The organism is Gordonia oryzae, assembly GCF_003797185.1.
In the GTDB taxonomy this organism is placed as follows: domain Bacteria; phylum Actinomycetota; class Actinomycetes; order Mycobacteriales; family Mycobacteriaceae; genus Gordonia; species Gordonia oryzae.
The window spans coordinates 1-21,784 of record NZ_RKMH01000021.1 but is presented as its reverse complement, the minus strand read 5'-3'; the positions used below and the strand labels follow the sequence as shown (position 1 = coordinate 21,784).

At 66.3% G+C, this 21,784-nt stretch carries 20 protein-coding genes and 1 pseudogene; 13 read left to right on the top strand and 8 right to left on the bottom strand.

Annotation, left to right across the window (positions count from 1 at the left end; translation table 11 throughout):
* Nucleotides 1-117 precede the first annotated feature (117 nt).
* Nucleotides 118-1,059 (top strand): cation diffusion facilitator family transporter, encoded by a 942-nt coding sequence (locus EF294_RS20010; RefSeq protein WP_185091174.1) that lies wholly within the window; start codon nucleotides 118-120, stop codon nucleotides 1,057-1,059.
* Nucleotides 1,060-1,329: 270 nt separating this feature from the next.
* Here EF294_RS20010 and EF294_RS20000 read toward each other — a convergent pair whose 3' ends face one another.
* Both EF294_RS20000 and EF294_RS19995 read right to left on the bottom strand, forming a co-directional pair.
* Nucleotides 1,330-2,175 (bottom strand): site-2 protease family protein, encoded by an 846-nt coding sequence (locus EF294_RS20000; RefSeq protein ID WP_123932780.1) that lies wholly within the window; start codon nucleotides 2,173-2,175, stop codon nucleotides 1,330-1,332.
* Nucleotides 2,172-2,858: a hypothetical protein gene (locus tag EF294_RS19995; RefSeq protein WP_123932778.1), complete on the bottom strand. Its 687-nt coding sequence runs from the start codon at nucleotides 2,856-2,858 to the stop codon at nucleotides 2,172-2,174. Before EF294_RS19995 ends, EF294_RS20000 begins: the two co-directional genes overlap by 4 nt.
* A gap of 78 nt (nucleotides 2,859-2,936) precedes the next feature.
* Here EF294_RS19995 and EF294_RS19990 point away from each other — a divergent pair, with 78 nt between their 5' ends.
* A complete protein-coding gene (locus EF294_RS19990; protein ID WP_123932776.1) occupies nucleotides 2,937-4,223 on the top strand; it encodes an adenylosuccinate synthase in 1,287 nt (428 codons plus the stop codon).
* Between the two features lie 190 nt (nucleotides 4,224-4,413).
* A complete protein-coding gene (locus EF294_RS19985) occupies nucleotides 4,414-5,757 on the top strand; it encodes an NAD-dependent succinate-semialdehyde dehydrogenase (protein ID WP_123932774.1) in 1,344 nt (447 codons plus the stop codon).
* A 430-nt stretch (nucleotides 5,758-6,187) separates the two neighbouring features.
* On the opposite strand, the gene EF294_RS19980 is transcribed toward EF294_RS19985, so the two are convergent.
* From EF294_RS19980 to EF294_RS19970, 3 genes are read right to left on the bottom strand one after another with little or no spacing between them, the layout of a single operon-like run.
* Nucleotides 6,188-6,568, bottom strand: coding sequence for a YybH family protein (locus EF294_RS19980; RefSeq protein WP_123932772.1), 381 nt, complete (start codon nucleotides 6,566-6,568; stop codon nucleotides 6,188-6,190).
* Between the two features lie 52 nt (nucleotides 6,569-6,620).
* Nucleotides 6,621-7,610, bottom strand: a complete 990-nt coding sequence (gene speB, locus EF294_RS19975; RefSeq protein ID WP_123932770.1) for an agmatinase — start codon at nucleotides 7,608-7,610, stop codon at nucleotides 6,621-6,623.
* Nucleotides 7,607-9,115 carry a purine-cytosine permease family protein gene (locus EF294_RS19970; protein ID WP_123932768.1) on the bottom strand — a complete coding sequence of 503 codons (1,509 nt, stop codon included), beginning with the start codon at nucleotides 9,113-9,115 and terminating at the stop codon, nucleotides 7,607-7,609. Before EF294_RS19970 ends, speB begins: the two co-directional genes overlap by 4 nt.
* A 156-nt stretch (nucleotides 9,116-9,271) precedes the next feature.
* Between EF294_RS19970 and EF294_RS19965 the strand changes: the two genes are divergently transcribed.
* Nucleotides 9,272-10,756: a PucR family transcriptional regulator gene (locus EF294_RS19965; RefSeq protein ID WP_123932766.1), complete on the top strand. Its 1,485-nt coding sequence runs from the start codon at nucleotides 9,272-9,274 to the stop codon at nucleotides 10,754-10,756.
* Between the two features lie 41 nt (nucleotides 10,757-10,797).
* The gene (locus tag EF294_RS19960; RefSeq protein ID WP_123932764.1) at nucleotides 10,798-12,369 is read left to right on the top strand and encodes an adenylate/guanylate cyclase domain-containing protein; all 1,572 of its coding nucleotides are present in this window, start codon (nucleotides 10,798-10,800) and stop codon (nucleotides 12,367-12,369) included.
* A gap of 58 nt (nucleotides 12,370-12,427) precedes the next feature.
* On the opposite strand, the gene EF294_RS19955 is transcribed toward EF294_RS19960, so the two are convergent.
* The gene (locus EF294_RS19955) at nucleotides 12,428-13,093 is read right to left on the bottom strand and encodes a hypothetical protein (protein WP_246007989.1); all 666 of its coding nucleotides are present in this window, start codon (nucleotides 13,091-13,093) and stop codon (nucleotides 12,428-12,430) included.
* Nucleotides 13,094-13,204: 111 nt separating this feature from the next.
* Here EF294_RS19955 and EF294_RS22810 point away from each other — a divergent pair, with 111 nt between their 5' ends.
* The 4 genes from EF294_RS22810 (at nucleotide 13,205) to EF294_RS19930 (ending at nucleotide 16,989) form a co-directional block, all read left to right on the top strand.
* A complete protein-coding gene (locus EF294_RS22810) occupies nucleotides 13,205-13,525 on the top strand; it encodes a UBP-type zinc finger domain-containing protein (RefSeq protein ID WP_425459454.1) in 321 nt (106 codons plus the stop codon).
* Nucleotides 13,526-13,632: 107 nt separating this feature from the next.
* On the top strand, nucleotides 13,633-15,483 hold the full coding sequence (gene purT / locus EF294_RS19945; RefSeq protein WP_246007988.1) for a formate-dependent phosphoribosylglycinamide formyltransferase: 1,851 nt from the start codon (nucleotides 13,633-13,635) through the stop codon (nucleotides 15,481-15,483).
* A 12-nt stretch (nucleotides 15,484-15,495) separates the two neighbouring features.
* A complete protein-coding gene (locus EF294_RS19940) occupies nucleotides 15,496-15,975 on the top strand; it encodes a DUF456 domain-containing protein (RefSeq protein WP_123932762.1) in 480 nt (159 codons plus the stop codon).
* Nucleotides 15,976-16,488: 513 nt separating this feature from the next.
* Nucleotides 16,489-16,989, top strand: a complete 501-nt coding sequence (locus EF294_RS19930; RefSeq protein ID WP_123932760.1) for a hypothetical protein — start codon at nucleotides 16,489-16,491, stop codon at nucleotides 16,987-16,989.
* Nucleotides 16,990-17,156: 167 nt separating this feature from the next.
* On the opposite strand, the gene EF294_RS19925 is transcribed toward EF294_RS19930, so the two are convergent.
* Nucleotides 17,157-18,548, bottom strand: coding sequence for an FAD-dependent oxidoreductase (locus tag EF294_RS19925; protein WP_123932758.1), 1,392 nt, complete (start codon nucleotides 18,546-18,548; stop codon nucleotides 17,157-17,159).
* Between the two features lie 156 nt (nucleotides 18,549-18,704).
* Entirely contained in the window at nucleotides 18,705-19,031 is a 327-nt protein-coding gene (locus tag EF294_RS19920) for a hypothetical protein (RefSeq protein WP_123932756.1), read from the bottom strand.
* Nucleotides 19,032-19,151: 120 nt separating this feature from the next.
* Here EF294_RS19920 and EF294_RS19915 point away from each other — a divergent pair, with 120 nt between their 5' ends.
* The 4 genes and pseudogenes from EF294_RS19915 to EF294_RS21610 all read left to right on the top strand — a co-directional run.
* Complete coding sequence (locus EF294_RS19915) at nucleotides 19,152-19,646, top strand: Rv0361 family membrane protein (RefSeq protein ID WP_123932754.1); 495 nt, start codon at nucleotides 19,152-19,154, stop codon at nucleotides 19,644-19,646.
* A complete protein-coding gene (locus EF294_RS19910) occupies nucleotides 19,643-20,056 on the top strand; it encodes a rhodanese-like domain-containing protein (RefSeq protein WP_123932752.1) in 414 nt (137 codons plus the stop codon). The genes EF294_RS19915 and EF294_RS19910 overlap by 4 nt, the downstream gene beginning before the upstream one ends.
* Nucleotides 20,053-21,252 (top strand): O-succinylhomoserine sulfhydrylase, encoded by a 1,200-nt coding sequence (locus EF294_RS19905; protein WP_123932750.1) that lies wholly within the window; start codon nucleotides 20,053-20,055, stop codon nucleotides 21,250-21,252. Before EF294_RS19910 ends, EF294_RS19905 begins: the two co-directional genes overlap by 4 nt.
* A gap of 75 nt (nucleotides 21,253-21,327) precedes the next feature.
* Nucleotides 21,328-21,654, top strand: a pseudogene (locus EF294_RS21610) (IS1380 family transposase); the annotation flags it as partial.
* Between the last annotated feature and the right edge of the window lie 130 nt (nucleotides 21,655-21,784).

Genomic DNA, 21,784 nt, shown 5'->3' with positions numbered 1-21,784 from the left:
TGTGGCGCCGATTCGACGGACATAGGCGCGCGATCTGCGTGGATGGCGTAGGCGGACGGGGTGAGGCATACCTGAGTCTTGCTATATATGCGCACTCGTGCATATATTGACGGGGCTATGGGGCTCTCACATTCACACTCCGCCGCGCTGTCGCATTCCCACAGCCATTCGCATGTGGACGTGACGAATGCGTCGCAACGTCGCATCTGGCCGATGGCGGTGGCCGTCGGGCTGATCGGGTCGTACTTCGTCGTCGAACTCCTGGTCGGCCTCACAGTCAACTCCCTGGCGCTGATCGCCGATGCCGGACACATGCTCACCGACGTCGTTGCCCTGGTCATGGGCCTCGTCGCGTTACTGCTCGCCCGGCACGGTGAGGCCACCGACATCCGGACGTTCGGCTGGCACCGCGCCGAGGTGCTCACCGCGGTCGCCAATGCCGTCCTGTTGGTCGGCGTCGCGGGTTTCGTCCTGTACGAGGCGATCGAGCGTATCGGGTCAGACCCCCAGGTCCCCGGTCTCACCCTGATCATCGTGGCGTTGGTCGGTGTTGGTGTGAACGTGTTGGTGATGTGCTTATTGCGGGCCGATTCGCAGGAGTCCATCGCAGTGCGCGGCGCCTATCTCGAAGTTCTGGCCGACGCGGTCGGCAGTGTGGGGGTACTCGTCGCCGGCATCGTGGCGCTGACCGCCGGATGGGGTTACGCCGACATCATCGTGGCTGTCGGCATTGCGCTGTGGGTCGTCCCGCGTGCGCTGCGGCTGGCTATCGACGCCCTCCGCATCCTCAATCAGCAGGCGCCCACGCATGTTGACGTCGACCAGGTGCGTCGTGAGCTGTCGGAGATCCCGTCGGTCACCGATGTGCACGATCTACATGTCTGGTCGTTGACCACTGGGATGGACGTCGCGACGGTGCATCTCGGCAGTGACCGACCCAATGCCGATGTGCTCCCCGCTGCGCGTGCCGTGCTCTCACGACATGGGCTCGGTCACGCCACCGTCCAGATCGACCCTGTCGACGACCAGCACCGATGCTCCGAAGATCTTCACTGGTGAGAGCGGCGTCGCCGCGGGCTGCCGAATCGACCACTACTGGCAAATCCACAACTATTGGGCCAGGCCATCAGTGAACTGTGCGTTCCGGTGTGAGGAGGTCCTAGAACTCGATTGCCTCGGGGTGGGCCGCACTTCCGGGGAGACTCAGCGCGCGGTCAGGGCAGCCGCATCGCCACGGGGTCAACACCTGCAACTGGGTCCGGGCGAGAGGCGGCTTCTGGGAATGGGTGAGCTGACCGGCGTGGACTCGGAGTCGCAACGCTGCCCTGACTAATGCCGCCAGAACACAAAGGTGTCCCACCCCCACCCCGCCAGGCCGGATGGGACGCCGGACAATTCGAAAAGCCAGAAGATCAGGTCGAAGAACGCCTTGTTGAGCTGCGGGATGAATAGCAGGGCGAAGATGATCAGGAAGCCGTACGGCGCGACGGCGGCAGCGCTACGCCGGGTCTGAGGCGAGAGATAGGGCTCGATCGCGTTGTAGCCGTCGAAGCCGGGCATCGGGATCAGGTTCAGCACGGCGGCGGTGATCTGCAGGAACGCCAGCATCGCCAGTCCGTCCCACAGATTGATGCGCTCGGAGTTGGTGACGAACAGGCCGATAGGGCTGTCGACGAACGGGCCGAAGCCACGGATCACCAGGAGCAGCACGACGGCGAGCAGAATGTTGCACGCCGGACCGGCCAGCGACACGATGGTGCGCTGCGCCTTGGTGAAGCCACGCTCGTTGAGGTATACCGCGCCGCCGGGAAAACCGATGCCGCCCAACAGGATGATGAGCAACGGCAACCCCAGCGACAGGCCAGGATGGGTGTAGCGCAACGGATTCAGCGTCAGATATCCGCGCAACTCGGCGTCGCGGTCACCGAATCGGTAAGCGGTCACCGCGTGACCGAACTCGTGCAGACACAACGAGATCACCCAGCCCGCGAGCACGAGCAGGATCACGCCGAGGGTCGCCTGGCCCGACGAGCGATCGGAGCCGGCGGTCGCCGCGAGCCAGCCGCCGAGCACCGCCACCGCGATCAGGGCGAAGAACACGGCGCCCGGCTGGATCGCGCGGGCCATCTCGGCCATCGTCGGGTTGCGGCGTCTGCCGAAGGCGGGGCCGGTCATCGGGGGCACACCAGTTTGAGATCCACGTGATGACGGTAATAGGTGGACCGTTTGACCACCCGATCGGTGAGCACGGCCTCCCGCTCGACGACGATGTTGGTGCCCCCGGTCTGGATCGCCCGACCGTCGTGCCATCGGCCTCGCCGCGTCCAGCGGCCCAGCGCATTGGTTTCCAGGCGCGCCCGCAGACCCGGCTCGTGCGGGGTGGGCTCGATCCGTATGCCGCGGACCTCGCCGGTGAACAGCCGGACGCTGTCGACATAGCTTTCGCCGTGCAATTGCGCCCCCTCGGCACCGAGGTGTCGGGCCACGCCCACCAGCACGGTCGCCGCGTCGTCGCGGATCAGTGGCAATGACACGGCGTCGCCGTGTTCGGCGAGATCGCGGGCCGCCGACCCGTGCGGCAACCCGTACGCGCTGGTTGCGGCGGTGGGCCGATCGGCCACGTAGGCGACCTCGACGTCGAGGCGTTCGGAGAGCATCAAAGCGGCGATGACCTGCGCGAGGTGGGCGTCGGGGTGGGTCTGCGACCCCTTATCGGCACTCGTGGACCCCGCTGCGGGTTCCACGATCAGCCGGGTGACGGCGGGGTCGGCGATCCGCTGCGCCACCGTGTCCCGGATCGCGCGGCGAGAAAGGGCCGACGCCGACGCCTGCGATGACGTGATGACCGCGAAAGACATGGGAATAGGGTATCGAGCTGCCCGAACCAGTAGGGTTGTCCCGGTTGCGAAGGCAAGTGAGAAGGGCGGAAAGAGAACATGGCCGCGATCGTGCTGATCGGCGCCCAGTGGGGCGACGAGGGCAAGGGAAAGGCCACCGATCTCCTCGGCGGCAAGCTGCAGTGGGTGGTTCGCTACCAAGGCGGCAACAACGCCGGACACACGGTGGTGTTGCCGAACGGCGAAACCTTCGCGCTCCACCTCATCCCGTCGGGCATCCTCACCCCCGGCGTCAACAACGTCATCGGCAACGGTGTCGTCGTCGACCCCGGCGTCCTGCTGACCGAACTCGGCGGACTCGAGGACCGCGACGTCGACACCACCGGGCTGCTGCTCTCCGCCGACGCCCACCTGCTGATGCCCTACCATGTGGCCATCGACAAGGTCACCGAACGCTTCCTGGGCAACAAGAAGATCGGTACCACCGGCCGCGGGATCGGCCCCTGCTATCAGGACAAGATCGCCCGTGTCGGAGTACGTGTGGCCGACGTGCTCGACGAGAAGATCCTGACCCAAAAGGTCGAGGCCGCACTCGAACTCAAGAACCAGATTCTGGTCAAGATCTACAATCGGCGTGCTCTCGAGCCCGAGCAGGTCGTCGACGAGGTACTCGCTCAGGCTGAGGGTTTCACACACCGCATCGCCGACACCCGGCTGCTGCTCAACCAGGCCCTCGAACGCGGCGAGACCGTGTTGCTCGAAGGCTCGCAGGGCACTCTGCTCGACGTCGACCACGGCACGTATCCCTATGTGACGTCCTCGAATCCGACCGCAGGCGGCGCAGCGGTCGGCGCCGGGATCGGGCCCAACCGCATCACCACGGTGCTCGGCATCCTCAAGGCCTACACCACTCGCGTCGGGTCTGGGCCGTTCCCGACCGAACTCTTCGACGAGTGGGGCGCCTACCTCGCCAAGACCGGCGGCGAGGTAGGTGTCACCACCGGGCGCGCCCGCCGCTGCGGATGGTTCGATGCGGTGATCGCTCGCTATGCGACACGCGTCAACGGCATCACCGACTACTTCCTGACCAAACTCGACGTCCTCTCCAGTCTGGAAACCGTGCCCATCTGCGTCGCCTACGAGGTCGATGGTGAGCGCGTGGAGGACATGCCGATGACCCAGACCGGTTTCCACCACGCCAAGCCGATCTACGAGGAGATGCCGGGCTGGTGGGAGGACATCAGCAACTGCAAGAGCTTCGACGAACTGCCGCGCAACGCCCAGGACTACATTCTGCGGCTTGAGGAACTCTCCGGGGCATTCATCTCCTGCATCGGCGTCGGCCCGGGCCGCGACCAGACGATTGTGCGCCGGGCGATTGTCTGAGCGCCGTGCGGTCGCGGCGGCGTCATGTGGCCTTCTAACGGATTCCGTCGCGTAAGTGGAGATCTGCTGCGAATAGCTTTGCAAGTAGTCTAAGATTCTACGGTTTCCCGAGCACGGTGGTGAGTCGGAGGCTACCCTCATGAGCAGTGGGTGCCATCCGGGCTGCCCTGCGAACGAGGAGAGTGTTCCGATGGCCCTGTACGCCGTCACCGATCCCGCGACCGGTGAGGTCGTCAAGGAATATCCGACTGCCACCGACGAGCAGACGGGCGCCGCGATCGACGCCGCCGCCGATGCCTTCGCCACATGGTCGAAGAACTCGACGGTCGCTGAGCGCGCCGACCTCATCGGTAAAGTTGCGCAGTTGCACATCGAGCGCAAGGACGAACTGGCCTCGATCATCCAGCGCGAGATGGGCAAGCCGCTCGATCAGTCGGTCGGCGAGGTCGAGTTCAGTGCCGCGATCTACGAGTACTACGCCGACAACGCCGAGAAGTTCCTCGCCGACGAGCCGATCACATTGCTCGAGGGTGAGGGCTCGGCGTTCATCCGCCGCAGCGCCGTCGGCGTGCTGCTCGGCATCATGCCGTGGAACTACCCCTACTATCAGGTCGCTCGCTTCGCCGGCCCGAACCTGGTGTTGGGCAACACGATTGTGCTCAAGCACGCCCCGCAGTGCCCCGAGTCGGCTGCGGCGTTGCAACAGATCTTCCTTGACGCCGGATATCCGGCCGGGGCGTATGTGAACGTCTACGCCACCAACGAGCAGATCGCGGACGCCATCGCCGACCCGCGCGTGCAGGGTGTCTCGCTGACCGGGTCGGAGCGCGCCGGTGCCGCCGTCGCCGAGATCGCCGGCCGGAACCTGAAAAAAGTGGTCCTCGAACTCGGCGGGTCTGATCCCTTCATCCTGCTCTCCACCGACGATCTCGACGCGACCGTCTCTGCAGCCGTCGCCGGACGCTTCGAGAACACCGGGCAGGCGTGCAACGCCGCCAAACGGTTCATCGTCGACGAGAGCATCTATGACGAGTTCCTCGGAAAGTTCACCGAGAAGGTCAAGGCAGCCGCGCAAGGTCTTGCGCCGCTATCGTCGCTGGCTGCCGCCGAACGTCTGGAACAGCAGGTCGACAACGCTGTGAAGGCCGGTGCGACACTGGATTCTGCGGGCGAGCGCTCCGGTGCGCACTTCCCGCCGGCGGTCCTCACCGGTATCGATCCGGAGTCGCCGGTAGCCAAGGAAGAATTGTTCGGTCCGGTTGCCACGGTTTACAAGGTCGCCGGTGAGGACGAGGCCGTCGCGGTCGCCAACGACATTCCCTTCGGCCTGGGCTCGTATGTGTTCACCACCGACTCCGAGCAGGCGCTTCGTGTGGCCGACAAGATCGAGGCCGGCATGGTGTTCATCAACGCCGTGGGTGCCGAGGGCGCCGAGTTGCCGTTCGGCGGTGTGAAGCGCTCGGGCTTCGGACGCGAACTCGGCCGATTCGGGATCGACGAGTTCGTGAACAAGAAGATGATCCGCGTGAGCTGACGCACGCTCACCGCAGCGTGTGGTGGTCGGTAGGCCCGCGCGGTCGAGGCAGGATCGGTCGTGGTCGGGTCATCGTAGGTGGGGTTGTCGATCGTCGGATTGTCGCTCGTGGGGGCCTCCGGCGTGGTGCTGCTCGCCGACGAGGTTGCGCCCTCCGATGCTGACTATCCGGCACTCGGCGACATCGCACTGGGCGACATCGCACTGGGCGACGCCGCACTCGGCGACGCCGCAGACTACTCGCCACCACGGCCGGCAATACCACCGTGGTGTCCACCGCCTTCCAGATGGAGGCCGCGACCGCGGTGACACCGTCGGTGGTGGTGGCTCCGGTGGCACTGAGGACCTGTGCCCGGTCGGGTTGCCGGCGGCATCTGGGGCAAGGCGTTCAGCAGGTTGTCCTGGCCGTCGGTGTAACCCGGCGCGCCCCTCACGCCGACAGGTGTTCGTGAACGACCAGCGGGCCGGGGTCGGCGTCGAGGTCGAAGGCCACCGTCTCGCGTTCGTTCAGCGTGGTGCCGTCGGCCAGCGTGGTTGACACCCGATGGGTCACGATCGCGACGGCGCCGACGACGAGTACGCGCCGATCGCTGCTCGCACACGTGGCTACGCCCCAGCCCTCGGCACGCCAGGAACGCCACAGTGCCCGGTAGTCGGCGACGCCGATCGCGGTCCGGTCCTGATCGGGGAAGACCAGCTGCGCGCCGGGGGCAAACGCACCGAAGTAGGCGTCTTCGTCATTCGCCGCAAACGCAACGACCAGGGCGTCGAGGGCATCGAGTGCGCGTGCGGTGAGAGTATCGGTTGTCATGGCGGGTCCGTTCAGATGGGAAGGGGAAGGGAATGGCGGTGGACCGGCCGGGTCACCGGCGTGGCCCGAGGATCGACAGCATCTCGTAGGCGACATGTGCGGCGGCGATACCGGTGATCTCGGCGTGGTCGTAAGCGGGGGAGACCTCGACAATGTCGGTGCCGACGATGTCGAGGCCGCGTAGGCCGCGCAGGGTGTTCAACAGCTCGCGAGAGGTCAGGCCGCCGGCCTCGGGGGTTCCGGTGCCCGGTGCGTGGGCCGGATCAAGGACGTCGATGTCGATGGAGACGTAGACCGGACCGCCGGCCAAGCGCGTGCGTACCCGTTCGACAATGCTTGTCACACCGTCGAATTCGTAGTCATCGGCGCGCACCACGGCGAATCCGAGCGCCGAGTCGTCGTCGAGGTCTGCGGCACTGTAGAGCGGGCCGCGGATGCCGACGTGCATCGAGCGTTCCATATCGATCAGTCCTTCCTCGCTGGCCCGGCGAAATGGTGTGCCGTGGGTATAGGGCGCACCGAAGTAGGAGTTCCAGGTATCGAGGTGGGCGTCAAAGTGCAGTACCGCAACAGGTTTCGCGTGCAGGTCGCGCAGCGCGCGCAGCATGGGCAGCGCGACGGTGTGGTCGCCCCCGAGGATCAGCGGGGTGGCGCCGTCGGCGCCGAGAGTTCTCGCCGCGGAGCTGATGGTGTCGATGGCCTCGGTGATGGCGAACGGATTGACCGACAGGTCACCGCAATCGACGACCTGTCGCTGCGCGAACGGTGCCACGCCGAGGGCTGGATTGAAGGGCCGTAACAACTTCGACGACGCACGAATGTGCCCGGGGCCGAACCGTGCGCCCGGCCGATAGCTGACCCCGGTGTCGAACGGGATGCCGAGAATGTGCACGTCGGCATCGGCGACCTGGTCCCGGCGCGGTAGGCGGGCGAACGTGGCCGGCGCGCCGTAACGGGGGAAGCGTGCTGCATCGACCTGTCCCACCACCCCGTCGATGACCGGGAACTCGGTGTCGAGTCCGGCAATCACGTTGTCACTCATGAGTTCTCCTCCAGACTGTGTTCTTCTGCGGCGATCTCGATGCGGATCTCACCGGTGCTCGGCGGGTCGGATAGTTCGGGGTGGCTGGTCAGGAGTTGGCGTTCAGTGGAGAGATCCTGGGTGCGGGTGAACAGCACGTAGGCGCCGCCCGAGACCACCAGCCCCACGAGGAAGGCGATGTCTACCTCGCCCATCGCCGACGCGGCGGGCCCGACGAAGAACGGTAGGACCATGAACGGGATTTCGGCGGCGATGCCGATCAGGAATGCGCTGATTCCCCGCCAGGGCCACCGGCCGTATACGCCTGTGGGCGTGAACAGGTCGGCGATGACGTAGTGGCCACGTCGGACGAAGAAGTAATCACTGAGGTTCACCGCCGTCCACGGCACCAGCAGGTAGAGCATGATCAGCAGGGCGGTGTTCAGTGATTCGGTGGCATCGGTCAACGTCAGTGACAGCGACAGCCACACTACGGTCAGGACCAGGATCGTGATCACGCGGAGCCGGCGCGTCGGCGAGACCTGGCGGACCGAGTCGATCGCGGTGACCACGGTCAGCATGCCGCTGTAGGCGTTGAGGCCCATCGTTGCCACCAGCACCAGGGCTGCGACCACCGCCAGGACGCTGCCCAGGCCGGAGATGACCTGATTTCCGCCGTCATTGATGCCGCTCAACGCGTCCGACGCGCCGAGGTAGGTTGCCAGGAACGCACCCACCGGGATCAGCCACGCGGGCGAGGCGAAAGCGCCGAGGAACACCGAGGCGATGATCGAGGACGGGCGCGTGTCCCGGGGCAGGTACCGCGAGTAGTCCGACACGTAGGGTGCGTAGGTGATGTTGTAGGACGCCGCGACCGAGAACTGCACCAGGAACGCCACGAGGGTGAAGCCGCCGGGACCCGCCGGTCCGAGGGACCCGTGCACCGAGCCGGCCAGGATGCCGATGGTGAGAATCAGCCACAGCGGCAACGAGATCCAGAAGAGGACCTTGAACGCCCGGTGTAGCAGATCGTGGCCGAAGATGGCCAGCGCGGCGCCGATCACCGACATCGCGACGGCGACCACCACCGGATTCCAGCCGAAGATCGACTGCAGACCGGACTTGATGATCACGATGTCGACGACGTTGAAACCTACGAAGGTGAACAGCGTGCCGATCAGCGGCAACAGCACCCCTCGATAACCGAATTGGGCTCGGGACTGGATCATCTGCGGCAGCCCGAGGACCGGGCCCTGCGTGGCGTGGAATGCCATGAACAATGTGCCGAAGGCGATACCGGCGAGACCGGCGATGATGCTCCAGACCATCGACAACCCCATTGCCGGACCGGCGAAGCCCACCGCGAGGGTGAACGGCTGGAAGTTGCCGACGAACCAGAATGGCCCCTGTGCGGAGACCTTGCCGTGTCGTTCTTCGTCGGGCACATAGTCGATGGAGCGGGTCTCGATGGCAGGACGTGTGGTGGCGCGGGCGGTCTGGCCGTCGGCGGGAGGATCCAGGTTCATGACGGGCTTTCGGGTCGATCGGAACTACTCGGAGGGCGGCGTCATCGCCGGTGCATCTCAGAGTGCGGCGCACTGACCTGCGCCGACAGTGAAAAATTGTCCAATTCGGTGATTACCATTGGGTGATATGTACAACAGTGGGCCCAGAGGTCTCCGGTGATCACGGTCGGCGACGTCGCAGCAGCGGACGAACTCCACCTGCAGGTGGCGGCCGGAGGTGAGGCGCTCGACGCCGAGGTCACGATGGTGCATGTCTCCGAGCTGGCCGACCCGCACGAATGGCTGCGCGGTGGGGAGCTGCTCATGACCGTCGGATTGCTGGTGGAGATGACCGAGCAGGGTTGTCGCGAGTATGTGCGCAACTGCCGGGCCGGTGGTATCGCGGGCCTGGTGTTGGGTCTGGGCCCGCGCTACGCGGCCTGCCCTGAGCCGCTGCGTGCGGCGGCCGCCGAGATCGGTGTTCCGCTCCTCGTGGTCCCCGTCGAGGTGCCGTTCATCGCGATCACCAAGTGGGTGTTCGAGAAACGGGCCGCCCAGCAGCGACGCGATCTCGAGGAGGCGATGGAGCTCAATCGCCGACTGACCGCGGTGGCCACGTCGAGCGCACCGTTGCCGGCACTGCTGGAGACCTGGGCCGAGGCGTCGAGCGCGCACTGTGTGGTCTGCGACGGTGTGGGCCGGCTGATCGCGGCCACCCCCAGGGCCTCGGAACAGGTGCGTGCGGAGGCCGTGGAATTGGCGGTGGCCGCCTCGCGCGAACCGCTCGGACAGTCGTGGGTGTTGCGTGGCGGGCGAGAGATCCACGCCGTCGGCTCCGGTGTCGCGGTGGCATTCATCGTGTTGGACGCCCAACTGAATCCGGTGGCGCGGCATTCGTCGACGGTGCTCGTCTCGCTGCTCGCGTTGGAGGTGCAACGTCGCCATGTAGCCGGCCAGCCCGAACGTCAGCGTCGAGGTGTGGTGTTCGCCCAACTGGTTCGTCCGAGACTGAAACCGGCACGTGCGCAACAGCTTGCGGACTCCTTGGGCTGGCGATCGACGCTCGTTGTCGCGGCGGTGATCGCGCCCGCACCCCACGATGCGGACGCGTTGCTGTTCCGCGTGCAGTCCTCGTTGACGGCCGGACTCGTCCGGTCGCACGGGGGTCTCGTGGAGATCGCCCACCCCGAATCCGACGGGCTGCTCGCGATGCTCACCGCGATCGCTCCCGGCACACCGATCGGGTTGGGCGCTCCGGTTGAGGTGGCGTCGTTGCCGGTGTCGCTGACCCAGGCGCGTTCGCTGGTGGGCGCCAGCGAACGCCTTGGTCGGCCGGTCGATGCGCGCGAGGGCCGCACCGTCGAGCTGCTCATCGGACTCGGCGAACCACGGCTCCTCCGCGGATTCGCCGACGCCGTGCTCGCCCCGATCGATCAACTCGATGAGCGCGAGCGCGTCGAACTGATGCGGACCCTCGAGGAGTGGCTGCGCGTCAACGGCGCGTGGGACCCGGCGGCAGCCCGGTTGTCGGTGCACCGCAACACCGTTCGCAATCGGATCGATCGCATCGCGGCGCTGTCGGGCCGTCGGCTCGACGACGGCGAGGACCGTATGGAGCTTTGGCTGGCGCTCAAGGCGCGCTCGGCGCTGCCCCGCGTGTGACAAGCGCCCGGCGACGGACTCGGGTATGGCAGGGTAACCACATGGCACCGAAGCGGGGGAGGCGCGACTACGGCTCGATTCTGCTCGGGTCGGCCAGCGAGAGCGGTTCGATACAGCGGCTGCGCATCCAGACACTGCTGACCGCGTCGATCGTCGTCGCCAACCTCGTGGGTGCGATCATCGTCGTTGCGCTATCGGCGGTGGGCATTCCGGAGCCGTCGGTGTTCCGGTCGGATCTGTGGTGGGTGAACTTCCTCGCCGTACCGCTCTACGTCGTCGGAGCATTCTTTATCGGAATCGTTTGGGGCACAATCGTTGTTGTCCGCGATCTTCGCTGGGCGATCCGAGATCGGCCGCCGACCGACGCCGACGCGCGGCGTGCCCGCCGCGCGCCGTGGCGCCTGGTGAGCATCCAGGCGGTCCTCTGGATCGGTGCGGTCGTCCTTTTCGCTCTTTGCTACGGCATCGCCCATCCCGAACTCATCCCGAAGACGATCTTCGTCGTCGGTCTCAGTGGGGTGGTGGTCGTCGCGATCTCCTATCTGCTGATCGAGTTCTCACTGCGGCCGGTGGCCGCCGAACTCATCAGCGCCGGGTACCGCAGACGTAAGCGCAGCGGGGTGCGCAGCCGTGCGATCGTGTCGTGGCTGGTCGGCTCGGCTATCCCGGTGACCGGCATCCTGCTGGTCGTGTTGTTCGGAGCATTCCGGCCCGAGACGTCCAAGGTCGACATGTTCGTCGGTGTCGCGGTGCTGGCAGGGACGGCCCTGGCCACCGGCCTGATCCTGACGGTGCTGTCGTCGCTGAGCATTGTCGGCCCGATCCGCAGCGTGCGTACCGCGCTGCACCGGGTGGAAGCCGGGGAACTCGACGACGTCGGGGTGATCGTCTACGACGGCACCGAACTCGGTGATCTGCAGGCTGGTTTCAACCTGATGGTCGGCGGCCTACGTGAGCGAGAACATATGCGCGACTTGTTCGGTCGGCACGTCGGACGTGAGGTTGCCGAGGCCGCTCTGGCCTCCGACCCCGAACTCGGGGGCACCGAGAAGGTGGTGGCCACGGTCTTCGTCGACGTGATCGGTTCGACGACGCTGGCCGCCGAACGTTCGCCCGGCGAGGTGGTGGAGATCCTGAATCGCTTCTTCGGGGTGATCGTCGCCGCCGTCGAGGAGAACGAGGGGCTGGTCAACAAATTCGAGGGCGACGCGGTACTTGCGATCTTCGGTGCGCCGATCGCGTTGTCGGACTGCGCCGGTGCGGCCCTGGCGGCGGCCCGAACGATCGCCACACGGCTTGGCGAGGAGGTGCCGGAACTGTCGGCGGGCATCGGTGTCAGCCATGGGCCGGTTGTGGCGGGCAATGTCGGTGCGATCCAGCGTTTCGAATACACGGTGATCGGCGACCCGGTCAACGAGAGTGCACGACTGTCCGAACTCGCCAAACGAAATCCGCGGCACCCGTTGGCATCCGGGCGTGCCCTGGAGGCCGCGCGGCCTCCCGAGCGCGAGAAGTGGCGCGAGGCCGAACATGTCACACTCCGCGGGAGAACCGAGGAGACCGTCGTCTACGAGGCGGTCGGGGTGGGCGATCCGGTGTCCGAACCATCCTGACCCGGCCGACACGATCCGGCGCTGCGGGCGCGCCCGAATACTCCGGCGCGCCGTGTGCTCAGTGCGTCACACCAGGCAGCGCAGGGGCGTTTCCGCAATTCGCGGTGCCCGATTGGGTGCACACCCACAACCACGTCATCCAGCTGCTCGCCGAGTTCAGGATGTCGTCGGTGTCGGTGTGGCCCGCGGTCGATGGTGTCGGGGCGGTGGGAGCGGCGGACGCCGAGGCGGAGACCGGGAAGGCAGTGTAGTCCTCATCGCTGGATTGTCCGGCGGTGGAGCTGCACACGACGTATCCGGCGTACTGGGCGGCGGTGCCCTGGTAGGTGAGCAGGGTGGTGGGGGCGGAGCCGACGGCGACCGTGTCGGCGACGGCCAGTGGGGTGCCCACCCCCGACATGTCCTGGTCGTACTGGTTGTTGAGTGAATCGACTTGCGGCCCTTGGTTTTGCACGCGTGCCGCTGCCCGTTGCGTGCCGACCTGGGCGGCTTGTTCGAGTGCTCCGAGGGCGGAGAACGGATACACCAAGGCGCTGCACTGTCCCTGACCGCCGGCCAGTGGTGAGTTGTTGACGCCGAAGAGCGTGACCGTGTTGCCGCTCATCGTCCCGGACCCGCCATGGGCGGTGCCGGTGGTCCACGCATGGGCCGGCGCTACCAGGCCCAACCAGGCTGCGCCCGCACAGGTGATTACTGCCGCCCCCGCGGCCATCCGGCGTCTCATATCGGCAAGCTACAGCCGGTCGGCCCGTGATTCGGTTGTGGTCCCATTACGGTTCGGCACAACTTCAGTCACAGGTGCCCCATGTGAACCCATTGTCCCACTTGGGTCCTCGTGATCACCGAGACCAAGCGAACCAACCGGTCAAACCGGCCCCTCGGGCGAGCAGTTGTCGTCGCGGTCGGTCAGGCCCTCGGCAAAGTCGAGCCGGCGCAACGCCTTGCGCAACACCAACAGGATCTCCGCGGGGCCATCGGGGAGAATCACTGGTCGCATCTGAGCAAGTGCGTGGAGTGCGGGCACGTTGGGTGTTGTGACTCCTCGCCGCGCCGACACGCGAGGGCGCGCTTCTACTCGTCGGGGCATCCTGTCATGCGTTCGGCGGAACCCGGTGAACTCTGGCGGTGGTGCTACATCCATCAGGTGGTCGGCTGAACCGCGAGTCGGTGGGTGTCGGCGCAGGTCACAGCCGTGCATCGAGTGGTGCCGGCTGTGCGCGGTGTGGATGACCCACCGATCGGGTGCCACGTAGAATCCACAGAATGACCTCGAACATCGACAGCGGCGCCGCCTCTGAGGAGCCTTCGCGTCCGGACGCGCCGCCCCCGCAGGCGTCGGAATCGTCTGGGCTGTCGTCGTCTGGGCAGGCCCCGGTGGTTCCGGTGCCGGCGCCGGGGGGCGAGCCTGCCGGTGAGCCCGCCGTCGGATTGCAGAAGCCGGACGCGGTCGCCCCGGCGCCCGCGCAGGTGCAGGTGGTCCGTCGTCCCGCGTCTGTACCCATCGGTCCGCCCGATCTGCTCGGGACGCCGTTGTCGCCGACCGCCACCCGAGTGATGGTGCTCGGTGCCGGCGAACTCGGCAAAGAACTCGTGATCGCCTTCCAGCGACTCGGCGTCGAGGTGGTCGCCGTGGATCGCTACGAAAACGCTCCCGGTCACCAGGTGGCCCATCACGCCGAGGTCATCGACATGACCGACGGCGACGCGGTGCTCGCGCTGGTGGAGAAGTATCGCCCCCACTATGTGGTGCCCGAGATCGAGGCCATTGCGACCGAGGCCCTCGGAACCGTCGAGAAGCAGGGGCTGGCCGAGGTCATCCCGACCGCGTCAGCGGTGATCGCAACGATGAACCGCGAGGGCATCCGCCGTCTGGCCGACGAGGACCTCGGATTGCCGACGTCGCCGTACCTGTTCGCCGGTTCACTCGACGAGATGACTGTGGCGGTCACCCAGATCGGCTACCCGTGCGTGGTGAAGCCGGTCATGTCGTCGTCGGGTAAGGGGCAGACCGTTCTCAAGAGCGCCGCCGACATCGAGTCCGCCTGGCAGCGTGCGACCACGGGTGGGCGCGTCGCCGGCGAACGCGTGATCGTCGAGGGCTGGGTCGATTTCGACTTCGAGATCACTCTGCTCACGGTGCGTGCTATCGACCCGACAACCGGACGACTGACCTCCCACTTCTGTGCGCCGATCGGGCACAAGCAGGTCAACGGCGACTACGTCGAGAGCTGGCAGCCGCACGAGATGACCACCGATGCGTTGGGTGCCGCCACCTCGATCGCCGCCCGGATCGCGACCGCGCTCGGGGACGGAAAGATCGGTGGCCGTGGCATTTTCGGCGTCGAACTGTTCGTCAAGGGCGATGACGTCTATTTTTCCGAGGTCAGTCCGCGGCCGCACGACACCGGTCTGGTCACCTTGGCTACCCAGCGTCTCAGTGAGTTCGAGATGCACGCACGTGCCATCCTCGGGCTGCCGGTGGATGTGACGCTGGCCTCGCCGGGCGCGTCGGCGGTGATCTACGGTCAGCTCGACGAGAAGGCGATCGGCTTCGAGAACGTTGCGCGAGCACTCGCTGTACCGGAGACCGATATTCGATTGTTCGGCAAACCCGAGAGCTTCCATCGGCGACGTGTCGGGGTGGTCACCGCAACCGCCGACGATGTCTCGACGGCCCGCGAACGTGCGGTGCAGGCCGCGTCGATCGTCACACCGGTGGCCGGGCGCGAAGCGCGTCGCGGTGCGCCCGCGCCGGTACCGCCCCCGGCCCCGGTGCGTCTGGCCGGACCGCCGCCGCGAGGACCGGTGGGACCTCAGCACGGCGGGCCGCCACCTGGTGGGCCGCCCGTCTGGGGACCCCCGCCGCGCCCGCAGCCGGGTCAGACGCCTCCCGGCGGGCCGGGACGCCCCCCGGGCCGGCCGCCGATGGGACCGCCCCCGGTCGCACCACCACCGGGCGGCCCGCGTCCGCGTGGGCCTCAGGGTGGTCCGGCACCGGGACCGCGTGGGCCCGCGTCCGCGGGAGTGCCCGGCCCGGGACAGCGACCCCCGGCGGGGCCAGGGGCGCCGCGTCCGGAGGCGGCCGGGTCGGATTTCCCGTCCAGGGTCGAGTAAAGCGGTCGATTGATGCCCCTGTATGGCGAGATCATCGTCGGTGTCTGTATTGCCTTGGGGCTGTTGGGAATCGTCGTTCCGGTGCTGCCTGGCGCACTGCTGGTCGTGGTGTCGATCCTGGTGTGGGCGATCATCGTCGGCGGCTGGGCGTGGGCGGTGTTCGCACTCGCTGTGGCGCTGATCGGTGTCGGTGAGATCGTCAAATATGTTGTGGCCGGCCGTGTTCTGCGTCGTCACGAGATCCCCAACCGCACCATCGTGGTTGGCGGGGTGGTGGGGATCGTCGGGTTCTTCATGGTGCCCGTCGTCGGGTTGTTCTTCGGTTTCCTTGCCGGTGCACTGGTTTCCGAGCTCGTGCGTACCCGCACGGTTGGCGCTGCGTGGCGCGGTACGGTGGCGGCGACCAAGGCGGCGGCGGTGACGATCGGTATCGAGTTGTTCGGCGCGTCGCTCGCGTCGGGAACCTGGCTGGCCGGGGCGATTGCCTTGTGAGATCCCAGGACAGCCGTCCGGTGACCGAACGGCCTACCGCTCGCCGAACACCCCACGTGCACCGGATATCCGGCGTGCCGTGTGCGTGCCGATCGGCACGATCATCGGGCCACCGAATACCGGGTCGGTAACCACCTGCGTGCGCAGGCCCGAAGGCGTCGCCGAGGAGTTCGGCGGTGATCACCGCGTCGGATGCGCCATGTCGGAACCAGTTGTCCGTCACTCATGACGAACAGATCAGCACCGACCCGATGCTGGCGACCACGGGCACGGCGAGGATCACCAGTAGTCCGGCGCGGCATGGCGGAAAGGTTAGCCTTACGTCAGTTGTTGGTGGTGGACTCGATGACGATCCGGCTGCCGTGCGGCAACGATTGCGAGACCGACGTAACGGTTGCCTGTGAGAGTGCGATAGAAGGAGACGTAAGCATCTCGGCGCGGGGGCGTCGTAGGAGTTCGCAGCCTCGGAGTCGTCCACGGTTTCGAGGCCCGATCGACGAAGAAGGAGTCGACATGAAGAAGACGATGAAGCGAGCCGTCGCGGCAACGGCGGTCGCCGCCGGTATCGCCGGTGGCACCTTGGCCGCAGCGGGTGAGGCGCAGGCCGCAGGGCCGGGCGATCTGGCCATGCTGGGCGGCGTGAGTTGCGAGTTCAAGCGGTGGGGCCCGAACTGGGATTCCGGACCGCTGTGGCAGATGACCCGGTGGATGGGCGTGAAGAACGTCGGTGGCTCGACCATGACCAACGTCAACGTCACCGAGATCGGCGGGGCCACCAAGCAGGTCCGGATCGCCGGTCAGCCCGCCGGTCTGCTCAAGCCCGGTCAGTTCTACCGCTACGTCGAGACCAAGTGGGCCGGTTGCTGGCCGTCGTCGATCTCCGGCTACACCATCGGCGCGCAGGTAGAGAACCTGGCCAACAACTTCGGCTTCTGGGCCAATGTGCGTCAGATCCCGGCACCGCAGAACGCGCCGGGACCGCAGAACCTGCTACCGGCCATTCAGCAGGGCTGAGCGACAACCACTCTCACAGTCAGCGAGGGGCGAGGCGGATCTCCGTCTCGCCCCTCGCTGTGTGTCCGGCTTCTTCCCAAGGCTTTCGTTCGTCCGCTGGGGATTGCTTGGAAACGAACGTAAGAGTGGGGGAGGACAACACCTCCCCCACTCTCGTCAGCCGCGTGTCAGGCCTTCTGCACCTTGTGCGGCTCGGAGGCGGCGAGCATGTCCTCACGCTCGACCACCTTGACGCGCTCGCGGCCCTGTTCGGCACCCAGGGAACGCTCGTGCTCGTCGAGCCGGTACCAGCCGTCCCAGGTGGTGAACGGGATGTTCTTGGACTCGAGCAACTCGATGACCGCATTCTGCGCGGGATGCGCGGGCTCGAGCAGCGCGCCGTTCGTCATGTCCTCGATGATGCAGTCGACGGTCTCGTTGGCGTCACCCTTGGTGTGGCCGATGAGTCCGACGGGTCCGCGTTTGACCCACCCGGTGGTGTAGAGCCCGGTCAGGTGGGCGCCTTCGTCGAAGACGCGTCCGGCCTCGTTCGGGATGACGCCGGCCTGGCTGTCGAACGGGATCTGCGGCAGGTTGTCCGAGAGGTAGCCGACGGCCCGGTAGACCGCGGTGACGTCCCAGTCGGTGAACCTGCCGGTCGGCTTGACATTGCCGGTGCCGTCGAGCTGGGTGCGCTCGGTGCGCAGCCCGACGACCTTGCCGTCCTCGCCGAGGATTTCGGTGGGGCTCTCGAAGAAGTGCAGGAACAGCTTGTGGATGGCGCCCTGCTTGGGGTCGCGGATGGCGTAGTTCTCGATGATCGTGGCGACCTGGTCGGTGATCTTCGATCCGCGGCGCGCGACGGCGGAGCCCTCGTCGTAGTCGATGTCCTCGGGGTTCACGACGACCTCGATATTCGGCGAGTGGTCGAGCTCCTTGAGCTCGAGCGGGGTGAACTTCGCCTGGGCAGGACCGCGACGACCGAAGACGTGCACCTCCAGGGCCTTGTTGTTCTTGAGGCCTTGGTAGACGTTGTCGGGGATCTCGGTGGGCAGTAGTTCGTCGCCGGTCTTGGCGAGCACGCGTGCGACGTCGAGCGCGACGTTGCCGACGCCGATGACGGCGACCTTCTCCTCCTCGAGCGGCCATTCTCGCGGAAAATCCGGATGACCGTCGTACCAGGCGACGAATTGCGCTGCGCCGTAGGAGCGTTCGAGGTCGACGCCGGGGATCTGCAGAGCGCGGTCGTCGGTGGCGCCGGTGGAGAAGATCACCGCGTCGTAGTGCGACTTGAGCTCGTCGAGGGTGATGTCGGTGCCGTAGTCGATGTTGCCGAGCAGGCGGACCTGCGGCTTGTCGAGGACCTTGTGCAGGGCGGTGATGATGCCCTTGATGCGGGGGTGGTCGGGCGCGACGCCGTACCGGATGAGGCCGAAGGGCGCGGGCATGCGCTCGAAGAGGTCGATCGACACGCCGCGGTCCTTGGCGGTGTCGGACTTCATCAGGGCGTCGGCGGCGTAGATCCCGGCGGGACCCGCGCCGACGATGGCCACGCGCAGCGGGCGAGCTTGATCGGTCATGGAGTGTCAGTACCTCGGTTCTCGACGGAGATCACACGCCCGCGGTACGAGGCGGTGCGTTGATGCTTATCCCTTCTACGGTAGGCCCTGGCAGCCCGTACCCAAAATCTGCGGTTAGGGTGACCTCACACAACCCGCACCCGCGTGGTGTCCACGTCAGGTCGCGTGGCCCGCAGGGTCGGCGATCTGCGCGATGGATTGGGCGGCGATCCATGAGATGGGACAGCACTGTCGGCACGCCCCCCTGGCGATCCCGAACTCCGGGTTGACCAAGGTGCTGCGGCCGCCGATGACAAACGGCTGACCGGTCCAGTTGGTGGTCTCGCGGAGCCGGTCGTTGGCGCTCTGCCGGTCGAGGAGGACGACGTCGGCCTGCCTGCGCATGCTGATGGTGTCTGCCGAGATCGAACGATAGAAACCCACTGGTGGAGCGTCGGCATCGACGTCGGGGGCGAATCGGGCCGGTCGGGTGGGCACCACCATGACTTTTCCTTCGTCGGGTTCTGCATCCGCGGATAGCCTTACCCGAAAACGTGTGACCGGCGGCACGGTCGGCCGAGGGCGCCCACGTTGCATCCAGATTGCGTCGATACACTCTCCGACATGGCAAAACGCGCAGCCAAGCGGGCCGAGCCGGACGTGATCCCCGACGAGCCGGCCACTCCGTCATGGCGCAACGCGTGGCCGTTCTGGGTGGCCCTGGCGGTTGTTGCTCTCGCGGCCGGCGGGATCGCGCTCTCGTACGCGTTCCGTCCGGCGCAGGACCGGGCGAGTGACTCGGCGAAGGTGCAGTACGCGATCAACGATCTGTACACCGCCCGCAACAATGTCGACTACGCGGCTTTCCGTGAGCACACCTGCAGCGCCGACCTTGGTTCGGCGGGATTTCCGTCGAAGCCGGAGTTTGTGACGCAGAACCGGCAATCGTTGGACACCAACGGGCGGATCGTGATTCCGACGATCAGTGACGTGGCGGTGTCCGGTGATCGGGCGACCGCGACGGTACATTGGCATTTCGACAAGAAGTCCGATCAGACGCAGACGACCAAGGTTGCCGCGATTCGGGAAGACGGGAACTGGAAGGTGTGTAAGCCATGACGTATGCCGGAGATCTGACTCCTACGCAGGCGTGGGAGAAGCTCGAGCAGAACCCGAAGGCGAAACTCGTCGACTGTCGCACCCGCGCCGAATGGTCCTTCGTCGGTGTCCCTGACCTCGAAATCCTTGGCAAGAAACCACTTTTCATCGAGTGGAACACTTTTCCCCACGGCACTCCGAATGAAGGATTCATCGCCGAGTTGCGTGATGCCGGTGTGGCCGACGACGACGAGGTGATCTTCATCTGCCGCTCCGGGCATCGCTCGATCGGTGCCGCCGAGGCGGCCACCGCCGACGGTGTCGCCAAGGCGTACAACGTTGTCGACGGCTTCGAGGGGCCGCTGGACGAATTCGATCACCGTGGTTCCAAGGGTTGGCGTGCCCTCGACCTACCGTGGAGGCAGTCGTGAGTCGAGTTCTGCCGGAAGGGGTTTCGGCCGAGACTCTCTCGGTCCGGGGCGGGCTCGATCGGTCGGGTTTCTTCGAGACTTCCGAGGCGCTATATCTGACGAGCGGTTATGTCTACGACTCGGCCGAAGCTGCCGAGCGTGCGTTCACCGGTGAGGACGAGCGTTTCGTCTACTCCCGGTACGGCAACCCGACCGTCGAGATGTTCCAGGAGCGGCTGCGGCTGATCGAGGGTGCCGAGGCATGTTTTGCCACCGCGAGCGGAATGGCCGCTGTCTTCGTGTCGTTGGGTGCGCTGCTGAAGGCCGGTGACCGATTGGTCGCCGCACGCAGTCTGTTCGGTTCGTGCTTCGTCGTCGCCAACGAGATCTTGCCCCGGTGGGGAGTGCACACCGACTTCGTTGACGGCGAAGACCTCGAGCAGTGGGAGCAGGCGTTGTCCACGCCCGCCGATGCGGTGTTCTTCGAGACCCCGTCGAATCCGATGCAGAGCCTTGTCGACGTGGTGAAGGTCTCCGAGTTCGCACACGCTGCGGGAGCAAAGGTGGTGCTGGACAACGTGTTCGCCACCCCGCTGTTGCAGCAGGGGTTGGACCTGGGGGCCGATGTGATCGTCTACTCCGGCACCAAGCACATCGACGGCCAGGGCCGGGTGATGGGCGGTGCGGTGCTCGGGACCAAGGAGTACATCGACGGGCCGGTGCAGACCCTGATGCGTCACACCGGACCTGCGCTCTCGCCGTTCAATGCGTGGACTCTCGTCAAGGGACTCGAGACGCTCAAGCTGCGCGTCGACGCCTCGGTGGCCTCGGCGCTGCGGATCGCGGAGTTTCTGGAGGCCGACCCGCGCGTGCGGTGGACCAGATACCCCTTCCTCACCTCGCACCCGCAGTACGAGCTGGCAACCGCGCAGATGTCCGGCGGCGGCACGGTGGTGACCTTTGAACTCAACGACCGTGACGGCATCGACGGCAAGAAGCGCGCCTTTGAGGTGCTCAACGCTCTGCGCGTCATCGACATCTCGAACAACCTCGGTGACTCCAAGTCGCTGATCACGCATCCGGCGACCACCACACATCGGGCCATGGGCCCAGACGGACGCGCCGCAATCGGGTTGAGCGACTCCGTCGTTCGGCTCTCCGTGGGGCTTGAGGGGATCGACGACCTGCTCGCGGATCTGGATCAGGCGCTGGGGTAGTTCGGCGTGGGGGTGTAGTGGGTCGAACTGGTCGGGCGCGCAATGCGGCGTCCGGTTCGGTGACAGAGTCCGGACTCCTCGGATCCGACGGTGTCGCGGCCAATCTCGACGCTGGCCTCCGACGTACCCGCAGCCTTGTCGGCGATCAACTCCGCTCGCGCGCAGGCGTGGACAGCCGCAGGCACCGCGGCCCCTGACCACGACCGTGATGCGCGGCATCCGTTGATCATCGACCTCGACCACCTTGGTGACCGCGAACTCCGATAAAGAGCACGCAACCCCGAACTGGAAGAAGGGCTACGGATTTCACCGGCTATGCTCCTTCGCCGACACCAAGCCGCCGGCACCGGCGAACCCATGGCCGCTATTGTGCCTGGTGCGGCCGGAGGTCGGCGACCTGCCTGTTCCCCGTCGGTGTGTTAGCTTCGATGACCAGTTTCGAGAAGTGAATTCGGTTGTGGGGGAAGTATGTCCGATTTTTGGATGCGGCCGGAGTTTGGTGGTGCTGCCGATCTTTTCGCCGAGGCCGCGA

Excerpts from the sequence above, each read along its gene's own strand:
- EF294_RS19990 (WP_123932776.1), top strand. The coding sequence starts at position 2,937 with ATGGCCGCGATCGTGCTGATCGGCGCCCAGTGGGGCGACGAGGGCAAG.
- purT (WP_246007988.1), top strand. The coding sequence starts at position 13,633 with ATGACCTCGAACATCGACAGCGGCGCCGCCTCTGAGGAGCCTTCGCGT.
- EF294_RS19930 (WP_123932760.1), top strand. The coding sequence starts at position 16,489 with ATGAAGAAGACGATGAAGCGAGCCGTCGCGGCAACGGCGGTCGCCGCC.
- EF294_RS19960 (WP_123932764.1), top strand. The coding sequence starts at position 10,798 with ATGGCACCGAAGCGGGGGAGGCGCGACTACGGCTCGATTCTGCTCGGG.
- EF294_RS19915 (WP_123932754.1), top strand. The coding sequence starts at position 19,152 with ATGGCAAAACGCGCAGCCAAGCGGGCCGAGCCGGACGTGATCCCCGAC.
- EF294_RS19910 (WP_123932752.1), top strand. The coding sequence starts at position 19,643 with ATGACGTATGCCGGAGATCTGACTCCTACGCAGGCGTGGGAGAAGCTC.
- EF294_RS19940 (WP_123932762.1), top strand. The coding sequence starts at position 15,496 with ATGCCCCTGTATGGCGAGATCATCGTCGGTGTCTGTATTGCCTTGGGG.
- EF294_RS19970 (WP_123932768.1), bottom strand. The coding sequence starts at position 9,115 with ATGAACCTGGATCCTCCCGCCGACGGCCAGACCGCCCGCGCCACCACA.
- EF294_RS20010 (WP_185091174.1), top strand. The coding sequence starts at position 118 with ATGGGGCTCTCACATTCACACTCCGCCGCGCTGTCGCATTCCCACAGC.
- EF294_RS19955 (WP_246007989.1), bottom strand. The coding sequence starts at position 13,093 with ATGAGACGCCGGATGGCCGCGGGGGCGGCAGTAATCACCTGTGCGGGC.
- EF294_RS19995 (WP_123932778.1), bottom strand. The coding sequence starts at position 2,858 with ATGTCTTTCGCGGTCATCACGTCATCGCAGGCGTCGGCGTCGGCCCTT.
- EF294_RS19925 (WP_123932758.1), bottom strand. The coding sequence starts at position 18,548 with ATGACCGATCAAGCTCGCCCGCTGCGCGTGGCCATCGTCGGCGCGGGT.
- EF294_RS19985 (WP_123932774.1), top strand. The coding sequence starts at position 4,414 with ATGGCCCTGTACGCCGTCACCGATCCCGCGACCGGTGAGGTCGTCAAG.
- EF294_RS19920 (WP_123932756.1), bottom strand. The coding sequence starts at position 19,031 with ATGGTGGTGCCCACCCGACCGGCCCGATTCGCCCCCGACGTCGATGCC.
- EF294_RS19980 (WP_123932772.1), bottom strand. The coding sequence starts at position 6,568 with ATGACAACCGATACTCTCACCGCACGCGCACTCGATGCCCTCGACGCC.
- speB (WP_123932770.1), bottom strand. The coding sequence starts at position 7,610 with ATGAGTGACAACGTGATTGCCGGACTCGACACCGAGTTCCCGGTCATC.
- EF294_RS20000 (WP_123932780.1), bottom strand. The coding sequence starts at position 2,175 with ATGACCGGCCCCGCCTTCGGCAGACGCCGCAACCCGACGATGGCCGAG.